Source organism: Marinomonas vulgaris (genome assembly GCF_018145875.1).
Taxonomy (GTDB): Bacteria; Pseudomonadota; Gammaproteobacteria; order Pseudomonadales; family Marinomonadaceae; genus Marinomonas; species Marinomonas vulgaris.
In genome coordinates, this window is the sequence record NZ_JAGSSV010000018.1 from 17,836 (window position 1) to 33,909 (window position 16,074).

Genomic DNA, 16,074 nt, shown 5'->3' on the forward strand with positions numbered 1-16,074 from the left:
AGCTGCTTAAGCACCTACAAATGCAGGCTCAACATAAGAAATTGGGTTGGTCTGAGTTTCGTCCTCGAATACAACATACTCCCAAGCATCTTGATGCTCAAGCAAGGCTAGCAAAAGTTTGTTGTTCAAAGCATGACCTGACTTATAAGCTTTATACTCACCTATCAAACTATGACCCAGTAAGTACAAATCACCAATAGCGTCTAGCACTTTGTGTCGTACTAGCTCATCTCGGTAACGCAATCCTTCATCATTTAAAACGCGATAATCATCTAAAACGATCGCATTTTCCATATTCGCACCACGTGCAAGATTGTTGTTTTTGAAGTATTCAAGATCCTTCATAAACCCAAACGTTCTTGCTCGGCTAATCTCTTTTACAAACGTTGTGGTTGAGAAATCGAAAGAGGTACTTTGAACGTCTTCTCCGATAGCTGGGTGTTCAAAATCAATCGTGAATGACAGCCGAAATCCTGAGTGCGGCTCAAGCGTTGCGTATTTGTCACCCTCATCCACTCGAATCGGTTTTTTAACTCGAATAAACTTCTTAGGCGCGCTTTGCGCTTCAAGACCGGCAGATTGCAAAAGAAAAACAAAAGGGCTAGCGCTGCCATCCATCAATGGAATCTCGCTTGCACTGACTTCTACATAAGCGTTGTCGACACCCAAACCAGCCATCGCAGACAACAAATGCTCTACGGTACTTACCTTCACATCACCCTGACATAAAGCCGTCGCAAAATTTGTTGACCCAACTGCTCGTGCGTCACCATGAATCTCTACAACTGGATCCAAGTCGGTACGAACAAATACGATACCGGTATTTACGGGCGCAGGCTTAAGCGTTAGATACACTTTTTCACCTGAATGTAGACCCACCCCAGTTGCTCGAATAATGTTCTTAAGTGTGTGTTGGCGTACCATTATATTCCTACATTTTTATGACTGGATACTATTCATTACTAAATAATATCAATAAGACATTTTTTATACAATCTGACACTTATATATTGCATCGTTTTTACTCAAACTAGTCAGCTTGACGACGCAAAAAGGCCGGAATGTCCAAATACGATAACTTATCACTGCTTGTTGCCGATGAAGAATCTACCGATTCTTTCTTCTCTTCCAAGCTCTTTTCTACCACTTCAACTTTCGAACTAGGCGAAGGCTGCTGAGGTTGAGCAACAGTCATTTTAGCGGTATTCGTTTCAACGTTTTGCTCAACTTTTGGGGCCGCTGGCTGAGAAACAACACTCGAACCTACCGCCGCTTGTACTTCAATACTAGATCGACCTTCTAGACCCGTGGCAACTACAGTGACTCGCATCTCATCACCAACACTTGGGTCAATCGCACAACCAATAACGACAGTTGCGTCTTCAGAAGCATATTCTTCGATAATGCCACCAACCTCTGTAAACTCAGACAAACCAACTTCTTCGTTGGCGGTGATGTTCACCAATACACCGCGAGCCCCTCTAAGATTGATGTCTTCTAACAATGGGTTGTGAATAGCCGCTTCAGCCGCCACTCTTGCTCGGTCTTCACCAGAAGCAGATCCTGTCCCCATCATTGCCATACCCATTTCAGACATGACTGTTCTTACATCCGCAAAATCGACGTTGATCAAACCCGGACGCATAATCAAATCGGTAATACCTTGAACCGCATTGAACAAAACATTGTTTGCTTCACCAAAGGCTTTCAGCAAAGTGATGTTTTTCCCTAATACTGGGAGCAAGCGCTCGTTCGGCACTGTAATTAATGAATCGACGTTTTCGCGCAATTCTTTAACACCATCTTCGGCAACACGTGCACGACGACGACCTTCAAACGGAAAAGGCTTGGTCACAACAGCAACCGTTAAAATACCCAGCTCTCGTGCGACCTTTGCAATAACCGGTGCGGCACCTGTACCTGTACCACCCCCCATTCCAGCGGTAATAAAGACCATATCAGCCCCAGTCAAAAGCTGAGTGATCTTTTCTTGGTCTTCTAGCGCAGAATCTCGGCCGACTTCAGGGTTAGCGCCAGCGCCCAAACCTTTTGTTATAGTCGACCCTAACTGCAAAGAAACACCTGTTTCAAAACCGATCAATGCTTTTGAATCAGTATTGGCACAAATAAACTCCACACCTTCTAGTCTGTTCTCCAGCATGTGGCGGACTGCATTACCGCCACCGCCACCAACACCAATCACTTTTATGACGGCATTGTCTGACAAATTATCTTCGGCTAAGTCAAAGACATTCATGGGCTCATCGCTCCTCAATAAATTTACAACCAATTCTGATTAAAAATAACTCTGAAACCAGTGTTTTACATTCTGCCATGCCTTCGCTGCATTGAAGGATGACCCGATTTCCTTAGGAGCCAGAATGGATGCTTCTCGTTTAATTTGTGTCTTGGACATTGTTTGCTTGGAAACTTCTGTTGTCACCTCAGCTTCTTTACTTCCATAAACCAATAAACCAACGCCTGTTGAATATATAGGGTTATCGACAATATCAGACATTCCTTTAGCACAATCTGGCAAAGATAGTCTAACTGGCATTTGAAATACCTTTTCAGCCAGCTCTGTAGCGCCTTCAATAAGCGAAGCCCCTCCAGTAACAACAATACCTGCAGGGATTCTCTCTGCGTAACCACTGCGCCTTAACTCATCTAAAATTAAGGTATAAATTTCTTCGTATCTAGCTTCAACAACTTCCGTCAAAGCTTGACGAGTGATAGGTCTAGGCTGCCTATCCCCGACACTGGGCACCTGCAACATTTGATCAGAGGATGTCATTGATGACATTGCACAAGCGTATTTAATTTTAATTTCTTCTGCATGTTGGGTCGGTGTTCGTAAAGCCATAGAAATATCGTTAGTCACCTGATCACCCGCAACAGGCAAAACTGCCGTGTGATGCAAAGCACCATCAATCCAAACTGCGATATCCGATGTTCCCGCACCAATGTCTACTAGGCACACCCCTAAATCTTTTTCATCTTCTCCAAGAGAAGACTGACTAGAAGCAAGCTGGGATAAAATCACCCCATCAACACCCAAACCACAACGCTTGATACATTTCTCAACATTCATCACGGCATTAACCGCGCCTGAAATAAGATGAACATTAGCTTCTAATCTCACACCAGACATACCAAGAGGATCCTTGATACCTTCTTGTGAGTCTATGTGATATTCCTGCGGTAAAATGTGCAATACACGCTGGTCAGATGAGATAGGCACAGCCTGAGCAGCATCGATGACTCGCTCTATATCTTCTTCACGTACTTCACCATTTTTGACCGCAACAATGCCATGCGAATTTAAACTGCGAACATGGCTTCCGGCAACACTGACATACACTGAGTGAATGTTGCACCCTGCCATTAGCTCCGCCTCTTCAACGGCTCTTTGAATGGACTGAACTGTTGATTCGATGTTAATAACAACACCACGCTTCATACCCTTTGAGGTATGAGAGCCTATGCCAACAATTTCCAAACTTCCATCAGCCAGAACTTCACCAACCAAGCAGATAACTTTTGATGTGCCTACATCCAAACCGACTATCATTTTACCTTCCCGGCATTACATATTATGTTGATATGGCCTACGTCTTGTATGAAAAAGCAACAATTAGGCCAATATCATTTATTTTCTTTCCAACTTACCGCCACCCCATGAGGATAACGAGCATCAACAGAATCAATAAGCCCCATTCTACCCGATAAATCACTTTCATACACGGCTATAAACCTTTGTAATCGCTCTAAAATATCATCACGGCCAAGCTTAACCTCAATACCGTTAGCAAACGTGATTCGCCACGCCCCTCTCGGTTCAAGCGTTAGCACAGAGACTTTTAGAGTAGAAGAAGACAATACTTGACTCACCAAACCAAACTGCTCAAGTACGATATCGCTAGCATCTTCAGGACCATGTAAATGAGTAAGCGGCAATTCCGGTACCCTTCTAGGGGAAATAATATCCGCCGAAGTGGATATCAGCTGCCCATTACGCCAGTATGCGAGGGGAGTATGCTCATGAACAAGTATCTGCAAGGTATTTGGCCAAACTTTACGAATCTCTGCACTCTGCACCCACTCTGATGACAAAACGGAAGACAACACTTCAGACAAAGACACACTAAGTAAACTACGGCCGAGAAAAGCCACGTACTCAGACTCTAAAGCAGCGTGCGTGGTGTATTCCAAGTCACCTTGAATTTCGACTTTCTCAATGGCAAACCACTCTTCAGATGAGTCATCGCCTTGAAAAAAAGCCGCCACTATTAACAATAGAGCTCCAAATAGCGCAATGAGTCTCATCGATTAATCACACGTACCCTTGGTAAATGCATCTATGGCGATTTTTTCCACCAAAGACGCATAGTCAACCCCCACGAACTCCGCGGCCATTGGCACCAAACTGTGTGACGTCATACCCGGCGCTGTGTTAACTTCTAGCACCCAAAAACGCCCTGCTCGATCACGCATAACGTCGACACGCCCCCAACCTGAACACCCTAAAGATTGATAAGCTTCGAGGGACAACTTTTGCAACTCGTTTTCATCATCATCAGATAAACCACACGGCAGCAAATATTGGGTATCATCCGCGAGATATTTAGCGTCGTAGTCATAAAGCTGATGCTCTGGAGCTGGTTTCAAACCTATCGGCGGATAGGCCACGTCACCTAAAATCGTAATAGTGTATTCAGCACCATCAACAAATTCTTCTACCAGCACATCTGAGTCATATTCCAAAGCACTTATCAAAGCACGATCAAGCTCTTCCCGATTCGACGCTTTATTAATGCCTATGGTAGAACCTTCACGGGACGGTTTGACGATCACCGGGTACGACATGGTTGATTCAATAAGTTCAGCGTCCACGCGTCCAACAAAAGACAAGAACGCTGGAGTTGGAATACCTATTCCTTGCCAAAAGCGCTTGGTTAGTACTTTATCCATCGCCAATCCGCAGGATAACGGCGAGCTACCCGTATAAGGTTTGCCCAGCATTTCAAGTAAGGCCTGTACACGACCATCCTCACCTTCGCCACCATGCAGTGCAATAAAAGCAAGATCAAAACTGATCGACTGTAACTGAGCAATAGGATCAGAAGCGGCATCAGGACCATAGAGGTCTAGTTCAACCACCTTATAACCTTTTGCTCTTAAACCCTTTGCAACCAAAGGGCCACTTTGCAAAGACACCTCACGCTCAGCAGAGCGACCACCGTAAACCACAACAATAACCGCTTCTTTTAATGTGTTGGCCATATCAAATTCCACTCGCTGATAATGTTTTAGACACCTGACCAATATCGCCAGCCCCTTGCGTTATCAACAAATCGCCTTTTCGCAATACGTTGTTCAAAATAGAGCGCAATTCCGATTCACTGCCAATATGAACTGGGTCTACATTACCTCGCTGGCGAATACTGCCACACAGGGAACGACTATCAGCGCCATTTATTGGCGCTTCACCGGCAGCATACACCTCTAGTAAAAGCAGCACATCGACTTGAGACAGCACACGCACAAAATCTTCGTACAAATCTCTGGTTCGAGTATAACGATGAGGTTGGTATACCATCACTAAGCGTTTTTCTGGCCAACCAGCACGAATGGCTTTAATCGTCGCAAGCACCTCGCTCGGATGGTGGCCGTAGTCGTCAACAAACATCACCTCATCGCCGCCTGGCAACGCAAGGGGTGGCTGCTCTTGGAAACGACGCCCTACCCCTTCAAAACCCATTAAACCTGCTTGAATCGCCACAGCACTCACACCCAAATCCGTTGATACAGCAATGGTCGCCAGAGCATTCAAGACGTTGTGTATACCAGGCATAGGCAGACGAATTTTCAGCGGCTCGCCTTCAGGTCGATGAGCTAAAAACTCACAATATCGACCAGTTTGCACTATGTCTGTAGCATAAAAATCCGCTTCTTGCTCAATGCCGTAAGTTAAAACAGGGCGACTCAATGACGGCAATATGTCTCGAACATTTGCATCATCCACGCACAGCACCGCCAAACCATAAAAAGGTAAGTTGTGTATGAACTCCACAAAAGTGTGTTTTACTTTCTCAAAATCACCGCCATATGTGTCCATGTGATCTTCATCAATGTTGGTCACAATGACGGTTTGCGGTTGTAAGTGCAAAAACGACGCATCACTTTCGTCGGCTTCAGCGACCAAATATGCACTGTTACCAAGCTGAGCATTAGCGCCTGCACTGGTAAGTCTCCCACCAATCACAAACGTTGGCGCTTCGCCGGTAGCGGCTAAAATGGAGGCCATCAAACTTGTCGTCGTGGTCTTACCATGAGTACCCGCTACTGCAATGCCATGGCGATAACGCATAAGTTCCGCCAGCATTTCCGCACGTCGCACGATCGGAATACGGTTGTCTTTACCCCACATAATTTCGGGGTTTTGTTCATTAATGGCCGTCGATACAACAATAACGTGGGCATCGTAAACATTTTCTTCAAGATGACCTAAATAGATTTTAATCCCCAACTCTTCCAGACGCTCCGTAGTTGAAGAGGGTTTCAAATCCGAGCCGGATACCTGATAGCCTTGATTGTGCAACACCTCAGCGATACCACACATACCCACGCCACCAATGCCGATAAAATGAATATTTTGAATACGGCGCATGGTGGGAATGTCGTATTGAGATTTGTAATCGATCATGATGCTATCAACCTTAAACAATGAGCAACAACATCTTGTGTTGCATTAGGACGAGCAATACCGCGAGCATGCTCGCCCATTTTTAATAGAGTATCATTGCTGTCCACAAAATCTGTCAGCAATGACGTGATGCTTGCACAAGATAATTGCGTTTGTGGCAACAAGCGCGCCGCACCAGCGGCTTCGAGGGAGCGTGCATTTTGTGTTTGGTGATCGTCAATCGCATGGGGATAAGGCACTAAAATAGAAGGCACCCCAACAATAGCCAGCTCACTCACTGTCATTGCACCGGCGCGACACAAAACCACATCGGCCCAATAATATGCCTGATCCATATTATCTATGTAAGGTTCAACACGGGCTTCAACATTCGCATCGTCATAGCGCGACGCAACCGAGTCGTAATGACGCTTTCCTGTTTGATGCCACACATCTAGACGTGCAGACAGCGGCCAATGTGCCAACACATCAGGAATCAAGTCATTAATGGCTTTCGCCCCTAAACTCCCACCCACTACTAAGAGCCTTAATGGTCTTGCTACATTCTCTCTGGGTGCACGTATTGGTTGGACCAAGATGTCACGTCGAACAGGATTACCTACCGTTAACCCTTGCTTTAAGACACCATCGAATGCCTGCAGTTGCACGTTGGCGATTTTAGCCAACAAGGAATTAGTCGTCCCAGCCACTGCATTTTGCTCATGAATCACCAGTGGAATTCCCAGCAATCGCGCAGCCACACCTCCTGGACCAGCAACAAAACCACCCATTCCTAATACTACGTCTGGGCGCTCTCTTTTCAGTACCGCAACCGCTTGGCCTATTGCGCGAACGATACGAAAGGGAGCGGCTAGTAACCCCAACACCCCTTTCCCTCTCACCCCTTTGATCGACAAGGCGTGTAAAGGAATATCGAATTTAGGCACCAAATCTTCTTCCATCCCACCTTTTGACCCCAGCCACTGCACAGCAAGCCCTTCCTCTCGAAATTGCTCTGCACAAGCCAAGGCTGGGTAAATATGACCACCGGTACCACCAGCCATTATGATGACTTTTTTGACTTTACTCATACCGTGCTCTCTTTATAGTCACTTTCTATAAAGTCACTTTCATTAATGTTCTCGTTTTGCTCAAAATCTGAGTTTTCATTCGACTCAAGCGCTTGCTCACCTCGACGGTTTTCAATGTCAACTCTCGCGATAGCAAACAAACTACCCAAAGTAATAATTAGACTGCTACCGCCATAACTAATTAAAGGCAATGTCAGTCCTTTAGTTGGCAAAAAGCCAGTATTAACACCTATATTAATGATAACTTGAGCCAAAATGAGGATGGAAAAACCAAAACACATATAACCGGCAAAAGGACGCGACAAAGACATGGCACGATGGCCAATTTTAAATGCTCGAAACAACATGACGGCGAACAATAAAATTAACACCAAACCACCAAGCATACCTGTCTCCTCTACCCAAATAGAAAAAACAAAATCGGTATGAGCTTCAGGTAAATAAGATAACTTTTGAACACTGTTACCCAACCCCAACCCAAACCACTCACCTCGACCGTAAGCAATCAGAGCCTGACTTAACTGATACCCTTCATTGAAAGGATCTGCCCAAGGATCAACAAAGTTCATCAGGCGCTTCATTCGATAACTTGCAGACACAGCAACCAAGCCCAACATCAGCACAGCGCCCGCTAACAACAAAAGGAACTGATACAAGGGAGCACCGGCTAAGAACAACAACACCATCACTGTACCTAACAGCACCACGGAAGCACCAAAATCTGGCTCTAATAATAAGAAAAGCAAGAAGGCAATACACACAAACAAGGGCATTATGAAGCCGACAAAACTCTGACGGACTCGATCCGCTCTTCGCACCAAATAGCCAGACACATACACCACCATGCAAACTTTGGCGACTTCAGAAGCTTGTAAGTTAAAGACGACTAAATTAATCCAACGACGACTGCCATTAACGCTTTTACCTATTCCTGGAACCAACACAAGAATTAACAATAACAGTGAAAAAAGCATCATCCACACTCCCCAGCGCTGTAAATGCTGAGTAGGCAAAGACAATAATATCCAGCCGAATCCTCCCCCCAATAAGAGGTAAAAACTCTGCCTAGCCATAAAGAAATAAGGGTGGCCATGAACATCTTCAGAAACAGAAACAGACGCACTGGCCACCATCACTAGTCCCAGCGCCAATATTAAAATCATTGACGCTAAAAAAGTTTTATCAACCTGTGTAAACTCGCGAAAAGAGACACGCTCAAAAAATCGCAGAAAAGTCATAATGCTTTAACCAAACCAGCAAAGTGCTCGCCACGCTTCTCATAGTTTTGATACATGTCCAAACTAGCGCAAGCAGGAGAAAACAACACAATGTCTCCTTGAGCAGCGCTTTTAGCAATATCAATAAGAATCTCGTCCAAACTCTCAAATTCCTTTACGAGCGTCGCTGAAGGAGCCACCGCAGCAATGCGCTTGGCGTCTTTACCAAATAAATATAAGGTTCGAACATGGTCATTAATAGGCTTAGACAGAGGGCGAAAGTCAGCTCCCTTTCCGTCACCACCAGCAATAAGCAAGATATTTTTTTGGCTTGGTGAAGCAAGCCCTTCGAGAGCAGCCAGTGTCGCCCCCACGTTGGTACCTTTAGAGTCATTAATATAGGTCGTGCCATTAAAAACTCGCACTGTTTCACAACGATGGGGAAGACCAGAAAATTCTGCCAACACTTGCGCGATAGCGGATTGCTTTAAATCTTGACCAAGCAGTTCAAGTATAGCCAATGATGCCAACACATTGGCGTGATTATGAGAACCTTGGAGCTTGATTTGGGAAGTATGATAAAGCCGCTCGACACCACGACACAACCAAGCACCGTCGCTGTCCTTAAGCATACCAAACTCTTTTAAATCTGGGCTTTTGGTCGTGAAAGCTCGAACAGGCACCCCTTCTGGCAACAAGGGCGCGGTGAGGATATCTTGCTTATTGCAAACAGCGGCCTTGCAACCGCGATAAACTTTTTGTTTTACTCTTTGATATTCATACAGATCTTTGTAACGATCCATATGGTCTTCTGACACGTTCAATAAACAAGCCAAATCCGCTTTTAAAGCATGGGTGGTTTCTAGCTGAAAACTGGACAACTCAAGCACGTAATAGTCTGTGCCAGCCGCCAATAAATCCAGGGCGGGTAACCCGAGGTTGCCGCCTGCTTTGGCATTTTTGCCGCAAGCTTGCAGTAACAAAGCCACCAAAGTAGTGACCGTACTTTTGGCATTGGACCCCGTGATGGCAACAAAAGGCGCGTCTGCATAATCACAAAATAAATCAATATCTCCCCGCATCACCACACCACGTTCGGCCAAGCGAGCTAAAACAGGAGTACTAAGAGCAATACCGGGACTGACAAACAACTCAGTCACTCCTAAGGTTTCAAGAATGTCCAAGTCACCTGTATAAATTTTTGATTCCGAGCAATACTTCTTCGCTTCTTCTAAGCCTGGTGGACACTCACGTGAATCCACCACAAAAAAGTCCAGCCCTTTGCTGGCTAGAAACCGTACACAGGAAAGGCCCGTCGCCCCCAAGCCGACAACGGCTCTTATCCGATCTGACCCGATCAACGACATCAAGCTACTCCTAACGTACTTTTAATGTGGCAAAACCCACTAAAACAAGACACACGGTGATGATCCAAAAGCGAACAATAACTTTTGGCTCGGCCCAGCCTTTTAATTCAAAATGATGGTGGATGGGTGCCATTCGAAAAATTCGTCGTTTAGTCAATTTGTAGGACGCTACTTGTAAGATTACAGACACAGTTTCCATAACAAAAACTCCACCCATAATAAATAAGACCAGCTCTTGGCGAACGATCACAGCAATTACACCTAGGGCCGCACCCAAGGCTAACGAACCGACATCACCCATAAAGATTTGAGCTGGATAAGTATTGAACCACAAGAACCCTAACCCAGCGCCAGCCAAAGCGGCACAAAAAACCAGCAACTCACCCGTACCATGTACATATGGGATCAATAAGTAATCGGCGAATCGAATATTCCCTGTCAGGTAGGCAAATACACCTAAAGCACCACCCACCAATACAGTTGGCAAAATAGCCAGCCCATCTAAACCATCGGTTAAATTCACCGCGTTACTGGTGCCAACGATAACAAAATACGTCAAGACAACAAAAAACAGTCCTAATGGAATCGCAACATCTTTAAACAGGGGAACAATAAGCGCTGTTTCTGCAGGCGTACTGGCGGTGTAATACAAATAAAATGCAGCCATCAAACCAAATACGCTTTGCCAAAAATATTTCCAACGCCCAGGCAAGCCTCTAGGATTCTTTTCAACCACTTTACGATAGTCGTCCACCCAGCCTACTAGACCAAATGAAAGCATCACCAAAAGTACAACCCACACATATTGATTACTTAAATCCCCCCATAGAAGAGTGCTTACGGCAATCGAAAATATAATCAGGGCGCCACCCATGGTTGGCGTGCCTGCTTTTGCTAAGTGTGTTTGAGGGCCATCATCACGAACCGCTTGCCCAATTTGCATACGCTGCAACATGACAATCACTTTACCTCCGATCAACAAAGAAATCGCAAGCGCAGTCAATACACCTAAAATTGCCCTTAGAGACAAATAGTTAAAAACAGTAAAAAATGTGTGGTACTCACTTAAGTAAGACGTTAGCAGAAGTAACATTTGACGGTGTTATCCTAGTGTATTAGCGCTTCAATGACAGTTTCCATTTTAGCCGAGCGTGACCCCTTGACCAAAATGGCGTTTTGTTTATCCAAATAACGAACTTTTTCGGCCGCGTCAGCATGAGTATCACAAAAAACAGCACAACCGCCTTTCGCCTCAAATGCCTTACCAGCAATACCAGCAACATGCCCCACACATATCAAATGAGAAACGCCTTGCTCTTGAGCATAAACGCCTATCTGGTGATGAATATCGTCACGTTGAGAACCCAGTTCCCCCAACGCCCCCAAAATAAACCAAGTCTGCTTTACTGGTTGCATCACCAGTACATCGATGGCCGCCTGGACAGACGTTGGACTCGCATTGTAACAATCGTCAATTAACAAGGCGCCATTTTTTGTAACACGACGCTCTAGACGACCAGAAACCAACACAGGCTGAGATAATTTCTCAACGGCAATTTCAAATGCCATGCCTAAACCAACCAAAGCGAGTACAACCGCCATCCCATTCGCTATTTGATGCTTTCCAGCACCCGCCACCGTAACTCCGACACTTTGACCTTTAAAATGAAATAGAGCCTGACTAGACTCAGCTCCTAGACTCAACTCCGATGCATAAAGCGTTGCTTGATCACTAAAACCGAAGGACCAAATCTGTCGACCACTCGCCAAACCACACCAATAATCAAAGTAGGCATCATCTGCATTTAGTATCAACAACGCTTCTTCAGTAGCGCCAGATAACAAACACCCTTTCTCAATGGCAATGTTTTCTAATCCACCAAGACCTTCAAAATGACTGCCGCTGGCATTGGTCAAAATAACAATATCGGGATGGATAATATTAGCTAATAAGGCGATTTCACCCGTAAAGCTGGTTCCCGCCTCTATTACCGCGACATCATGGTGATCATTTAATGACAGAATCGTTTGAGGCACACCGATCTGATTATTCAAATTCGCGCGTGTTTTTAACACATTTCTGTCATCAAGGGACTGTGCAAGCCAATCTTTTACAGATGTTTTACCGTTGCTGCCAGTTATAGCAACAACAGGACCTGAAAACGCATCGCGCATTAATCGCGCGAGCCGACCATAAGCTACTTGCGTATCAGCAACCTTTATATAAGATGGCACTGACAAATCGCGCTCACACAACACAGCCACCACTCCTTGCTGAACAGCACTAACAGCGTAGTCGTGACCATCAAAACGCGCACCTTTTAGTGCGACAAACAATGCCTGCGGCAAAATAACTCTCGTGTCAGTAATCACCTCAGAAACAGTAATATCTGGCCCAACGAGCTGCCCATCACAGGCATTCGCAATATCAGACAACAACAAATTAATTAGCATAGGCCTCTATCGCAATTAGCGCCTCTTCTTTATCATCAAAAGAATGCTTAACCCCTTGAACATCTTGGTATGTTTCATGACCTTTGCCAGCAATTAACACAATATCATCAGGCGATGCAGACAAAATGGCTTGGGAAATAGCGCGACGCCGATCGACTTCAAAACTATAAACCGCTTCTTTCTTAACGCCTGCTAAAGTATCAGCAAAAATCTGCTCAATGGATTCCGTACGTGGATTGTCTGACGTCAACCAAACGTGGTCAGCCCATTTAAGCGCCGCCTCCATCATTTCTGGTCGCTTACCTCTGTCTCTATCTCCACCACAACCAAAAACACAAATCACACGGTTTTTCGAATGAGCTTTTAACGCTTGCAAAGCAAGCGCCAGAGCGTCAGGGGTATGAGCATAATCAATCACCGCCAAGGGTGCATTGGGACGCTGAACTTTCTCCATTCGACCCGGCGCGCCTTGAAGTAAGGATAAGCCATCGATCAAGGCCTGTTTGTCCACTGTGTCCTGCCACAAACTCGCCACAGCCGCCAAGGCATTTTGCACATTAAACTGACCCAACAAGGGCAAACATACAGGCGTTCCACCACCTGGATGACAGAGCATAAAACGACACCCAGAGGCATCAAAAGAAAGGTCTTTTACGAAAAAATCCGCTGAGGTATTGAATACACTGTAATACAAACGCTCAGATTGAGAGCAAGCGGCCGCCATAAAATCCGCATAATCATCATCAAGACAAATAACCGATTGCTTAACGCTGTCAAAAGCAAACAAACGGCGCTTCGCATGAGCGTAATTCTCCATACCGCCGTGGTAATCAAGATGGTCACGGGATAAGTTGGAAAAAACAGCCGTTTGAAATGGCACACCCTCTATGCGACCTTGATCAAGCGCATGAGAAGAAGCTTCAAAAGCTACGAAATCAACGCCAGACGCTGACATCTTCATTAACGTTTGATGGAGCGACAAAATATCAGGTGTCGTTTGAGTAGCCTCCTTTAAAGAGGACAAAGGACCCACCCCAAAGGTACCCACTAAGCCACTTTTGCAGCCCAAATTACTCGCCAACTGGGCTATGTAATAACAAATTGACGATTTACCATTCGTGCCAGTAACGGCTACCATGTGAGCCGGCATATGACCAAAGTATCTATGCAAACAGGCCACCAAAAGCGCCGCAGGGTCTTGTACAGCAATCAGCTCTATATCATCTCTTTGGACGGAAATGTTCATAGGAACAATGGCAAGACGACACCCTAGAGCAACCACATCATCTAGGTAATCCCAGCCGTGAGAAGACACTCCAGGCAAAGCAAAGAAAATACCATATGGATCAACTTTACGACTGTCTGTTTCGAGATGCGTGTAAACCTGTGGCGCATCAATGGTAGCGTGTGCACTCATCGCGCTAACATGTCGCTTCACACTATTATTGCCTGGCAAGCTCGCTACTAACGCGTTTAACTGAGTGCGGGTAAGTTGACTCATTTAGGGCCCCTTCACCACTTGGTAAGGCGTTTTCTTAGCATCCAAACGCACTTCCCTTAACCCTTCCGGTAAATCGGGGTAAATATTCAACGTGGTTAAAGCACTTTCCATAACACGGGAAAAAACCGGAGCCGCCACTTCTCCCCCGTAGTATTCACGCCCTTTAGGGTCATTCACCATAACAACCATCGCCAGCCTTGGGTTTGACGCTGGCGCCACGCCAGCAAACAAAGCAATGTATTGGTCATATTCATAGCCTTTCGACCCGACTTTATGTACGGTTCCCGTTTTACCAGCCACTCGATAACCAGGAATTTGCGCTGCTTTACCGGAACCTTTTTGTACCACCGACTCCATCATTTTCACTACATCTTGAGCAACTTGATGAGGAATCACTTGCTTGCCATCCGCAGCCACATCTTGTTTAAAAATAGTAACAGGAACACGATAGCCCCCATTCGCTAAGGTCATATATGCCTGGGCAAGCTGTAAAGTCGACACGGACAAGCCGTAACCATAAGATAAAGTGGCAATTTCCGAAGGGTGCCATTTGGGATGAGAAGGCAATACACCAGATGCTTCACCGGGAAAACCGATCCCCACAGCTGAGCCAATGCCTAACTCGTAATCCATATTCCATACCGCATCTTGCGGCAATGACAGAGCAATTTTTGACGCCCCAACATTGCTGGATTTAATCAAGAGCTTCTCGAAATCCATTTCACCGTAATTCGTTGCATCACGAATTGTAAAGCGCCCAAAGCGCAAAAAACCAGGCGAGGTATCAATTGTGGTTTCTGTCGTATACTGCCCAGACATGAGCGCGGTGGCGACAGTAAATGGCTTCATCGTGGAACCAGGTTCGAACAAATCAATCACCGCACGATTTCGCAGTTCTTCGTATTCTAGCTTAGATCGGTCATTAGGGTTGTAAGATGGTTGATTCACCATCGCTAAAATCTCACCCGTTTTCACATCTAGAATCACCGCAGATGCAGACGTAGCTCTATGTTCGGTCACAGCAGCCTTAAGCTCACGATAAGCTAAATACTGTAACCTTAAATCAATACTTAATTCGATGTTTTCACCAGGATGCTCCGCTTCATCAACACCCACACCGCGAATAATATTGCCCGTTAAATCTTTAACATAACGACGTTTACCAGGTTGCCCTTCAAGAGCCTTGTCAAAGGCAAGCTCTATTCCCTCTTGACCCTTATCATCAATATTGGTGAAACCAACAACGTGAGACGCGACTTCGGCAGCAGGGTAAAACCGCTTATATTCTTTGGTTTTGGTTACTCCAACCACATTGGCTGCCATAATGGCGTCGGCCTCGTGTGGTGGTATTTGACGCCTTAAATACATAAAAGAGCGGGTTTTGTTGCTTTCAAAGCGCTCTTGAAGCCAAGCACGACCCACCCCCATCACTTCTGCTAAACGTTTAATTTCTTGCTCTGGCCCAAGATCTTGCGAAGGATCCTGTGGCATTTTCCATAAGGCTTTTGGGTTTGCAACAATTGTCCAAGTTGGTGTACTGACTGCTAGAGGCTCGCCACGTCGATCAAGAATCATTCCCCGTGTCGCAGGGATAGACTCGGTTCTTACTGCACGCATCTCGCCCTGATTCTGCAGAAACGCCTTGTCTACGACCGTTAAATAAAACAAGCGGCCACCAGCCACAAGAAATAATAATAGAGCGATACCATACACGAATGCATAGCGCCATTTTCGGGGAGTGTGGACAGTATTTTCCATT

Annotated in this window: 13 protein-coding genes; all 13 read right to left on the reverse strand. The window is 45.5% G+C overall.

Features of this window, described 5'->3' with window-relative positions:
- Positions 1–6 precede the first annotated feature (6 nt).
- The 13 genes from lpxC to J9B83_RS12325 all read right to left on the reverse strand — a co-directional run bounded on the left by lpxC (position 7) and on the right by J9B83_RS12325 (position 16,073).
- Positions 7–924, reverse strand: coding sequence for a UDP-3-O-acyl-N-acetylglucosamine deacetylase (gene lpxC, locus J9B83_RS12265; protein ID WP_211537159.1), 918 nt, complete (start codon positions 922–924; stop codon positions 7–9).
- Positions 925–1,030: 106 nt separating this feature from the next.
- The gene (gene ftsZ, locus J9B83_RS12270; RefSeq protein WP_211537160.1) at positions 1,031–2,257 is read right to left on the reverse strand and encodes a cell division protein FtsZ; all 1,227 of its coding nucleotides are present in this window, start codon (positions 2,255–2,257) and stop codon (positions 1,031–1,033) included.
- A 39-nt stretch (positions 2,258–2,296) separates the two neighbouring features.
- A complete protein-coding gene (gene ftsA / locus J9B83_RS12275; protein WP_211537161.1) occupies positions 2,297–3,571 on the reverse strand; it encodes a cell division protein FtsA in 1,275 nt (424 codons plus the stop codon).
- Between the two features lie 74 nt (positions 3,572–3,645).
- On the reverse strand, positions 3,646–4,287 hold the full coding sequence (locus J9B83_RS12280; protein WP_328797735.1) for a cell division protein FtsQ/DivIB: 642 nt from the start codon (positions 4,285–4,287) through the stop codon (positions 3,646–3,648).
- Positions 4,288–4,329: 42 nt separating this feature from the next.
- Complete coding sequence (locus J9B83_RS12285) at positions 4,330–5,283, reverse strand: D-alanine--D-alanine ligase (RefSeq protein WP_211537163.1); 954 nt, start codon at positions 5,281–5,283, stop codon at positions 4,330–4,332.
- Between the two features lies 1 nt (position 5,284).
- On the reverse strand, positions 5,285–6,706 hold the full coding sequence (gene murC, locus J9B83_RS12290) for a UDP-N-acetylmuramate--L-alanine ligase (protein ID WP_211537164.1): 1,422 nt from the start codon (positions 6,704–6,706) through the stop codon (positions 5,285–5,287).
- Positions 6,703–7,776, reverse strand: coding sequence for an undecaprenyldiphospho-muramoylpentapeptide beta-N-acetylglucosaminyltransferase (gene murG, locus J9B83_RS12295; protein ID WP_211537165.1), 1,074 nt, complete (start codon positions 7,774–7,776; stop codon positions 6,703–6,705). Before murG ends, murC begins: the two co-directional genes overlap by 4 nt.
- A complete protein-coding gene (ftsW, locus tag J9B83_RS12300; RefSeq protein ID WP_211537166.1) occupies positions 7,773–9,014 on the reverse strand; it encodes a putative lipid II flippase FtsW in 1,242 nt (413 codons plus the stop codon). The genes murG and ftsW overlap by 4 nt, the downstream gene beginning before the upstream one ends.
- On the reverse strand, positions 9,011–10,360 hold the full coding sequence (murD, locus tag J9B83_RS12305; protein WP_211537167.1) for a UDP-N-acetylmuramoyl-L-alanine--D-glutamate ligase: 1,350 nt from the start codon (positions 10,358–10,360) through the stop codon (positions 9,011–9,013). Before murD ends, ftsW begins: the two co-directional genes overlap by 4 nt.
- A 10-nt stretch (positions 10,361–10,370) precedes the next feature.
- Complete coding sequence (gene mraY / locus J9B83_RS12310; RefSeq protein WP_211537168.1) at positions 10,371–11,453, reverse strand: phospho-N-acetylmuramoyl-pentapeptide-transferase; 1,083 nt, start codon at positions 11,451–11,453, stop codon at positions 10,371–10,373.
- Between the two features lie 14 nt (positions 11,454–11,467).
- Positions 11,468–12,814 carry a UDP-N-acetylmuramoyl-tripeptide--D-alanyl-D-alanine ligase gene (locus tag J9B83_RS12315; protein ID WP_211537169.1) on the reverse strand — a complete coding sequence of 449 codons (1,347 nt, stop codon included), beginning with the start codon at positions 12,812–12,814 and terminating at the stop codon, positions 11,468–11,470.
- The gene (locus J9B83_RS12320; protein ID WP_236037276.1) at positions 12,804–14,315 is read right to left on the reverse strand and encodes a UDP-N-acetylmuramoyl-L-alanyl-D-glutamate--2,6-diaminopimelate ligase; all 1,512 of its coding nucleotides are present in this window, start codon (positions 14,313–14,315) and stop codon (positions 12,804–12,806) included. Before J9B83_RS12320 ends, J9B83_RS12315 begins: the two co-directional genes overlap by 11 nt.
- Positions 14,316–16,073, reverse strand: a complete 1,758-nt coding sequence (locus tag J9B83_RS12325) for a peptidoglycan D,D-transpeptidase FtsI family protein (protein ID WP_211537170.1) — start codon at positions 16,071–16,073, stop codon at positions 14,316–14,318.
- Between the last annotated feature and the right edge of the window lies 1 nt (position 16,074).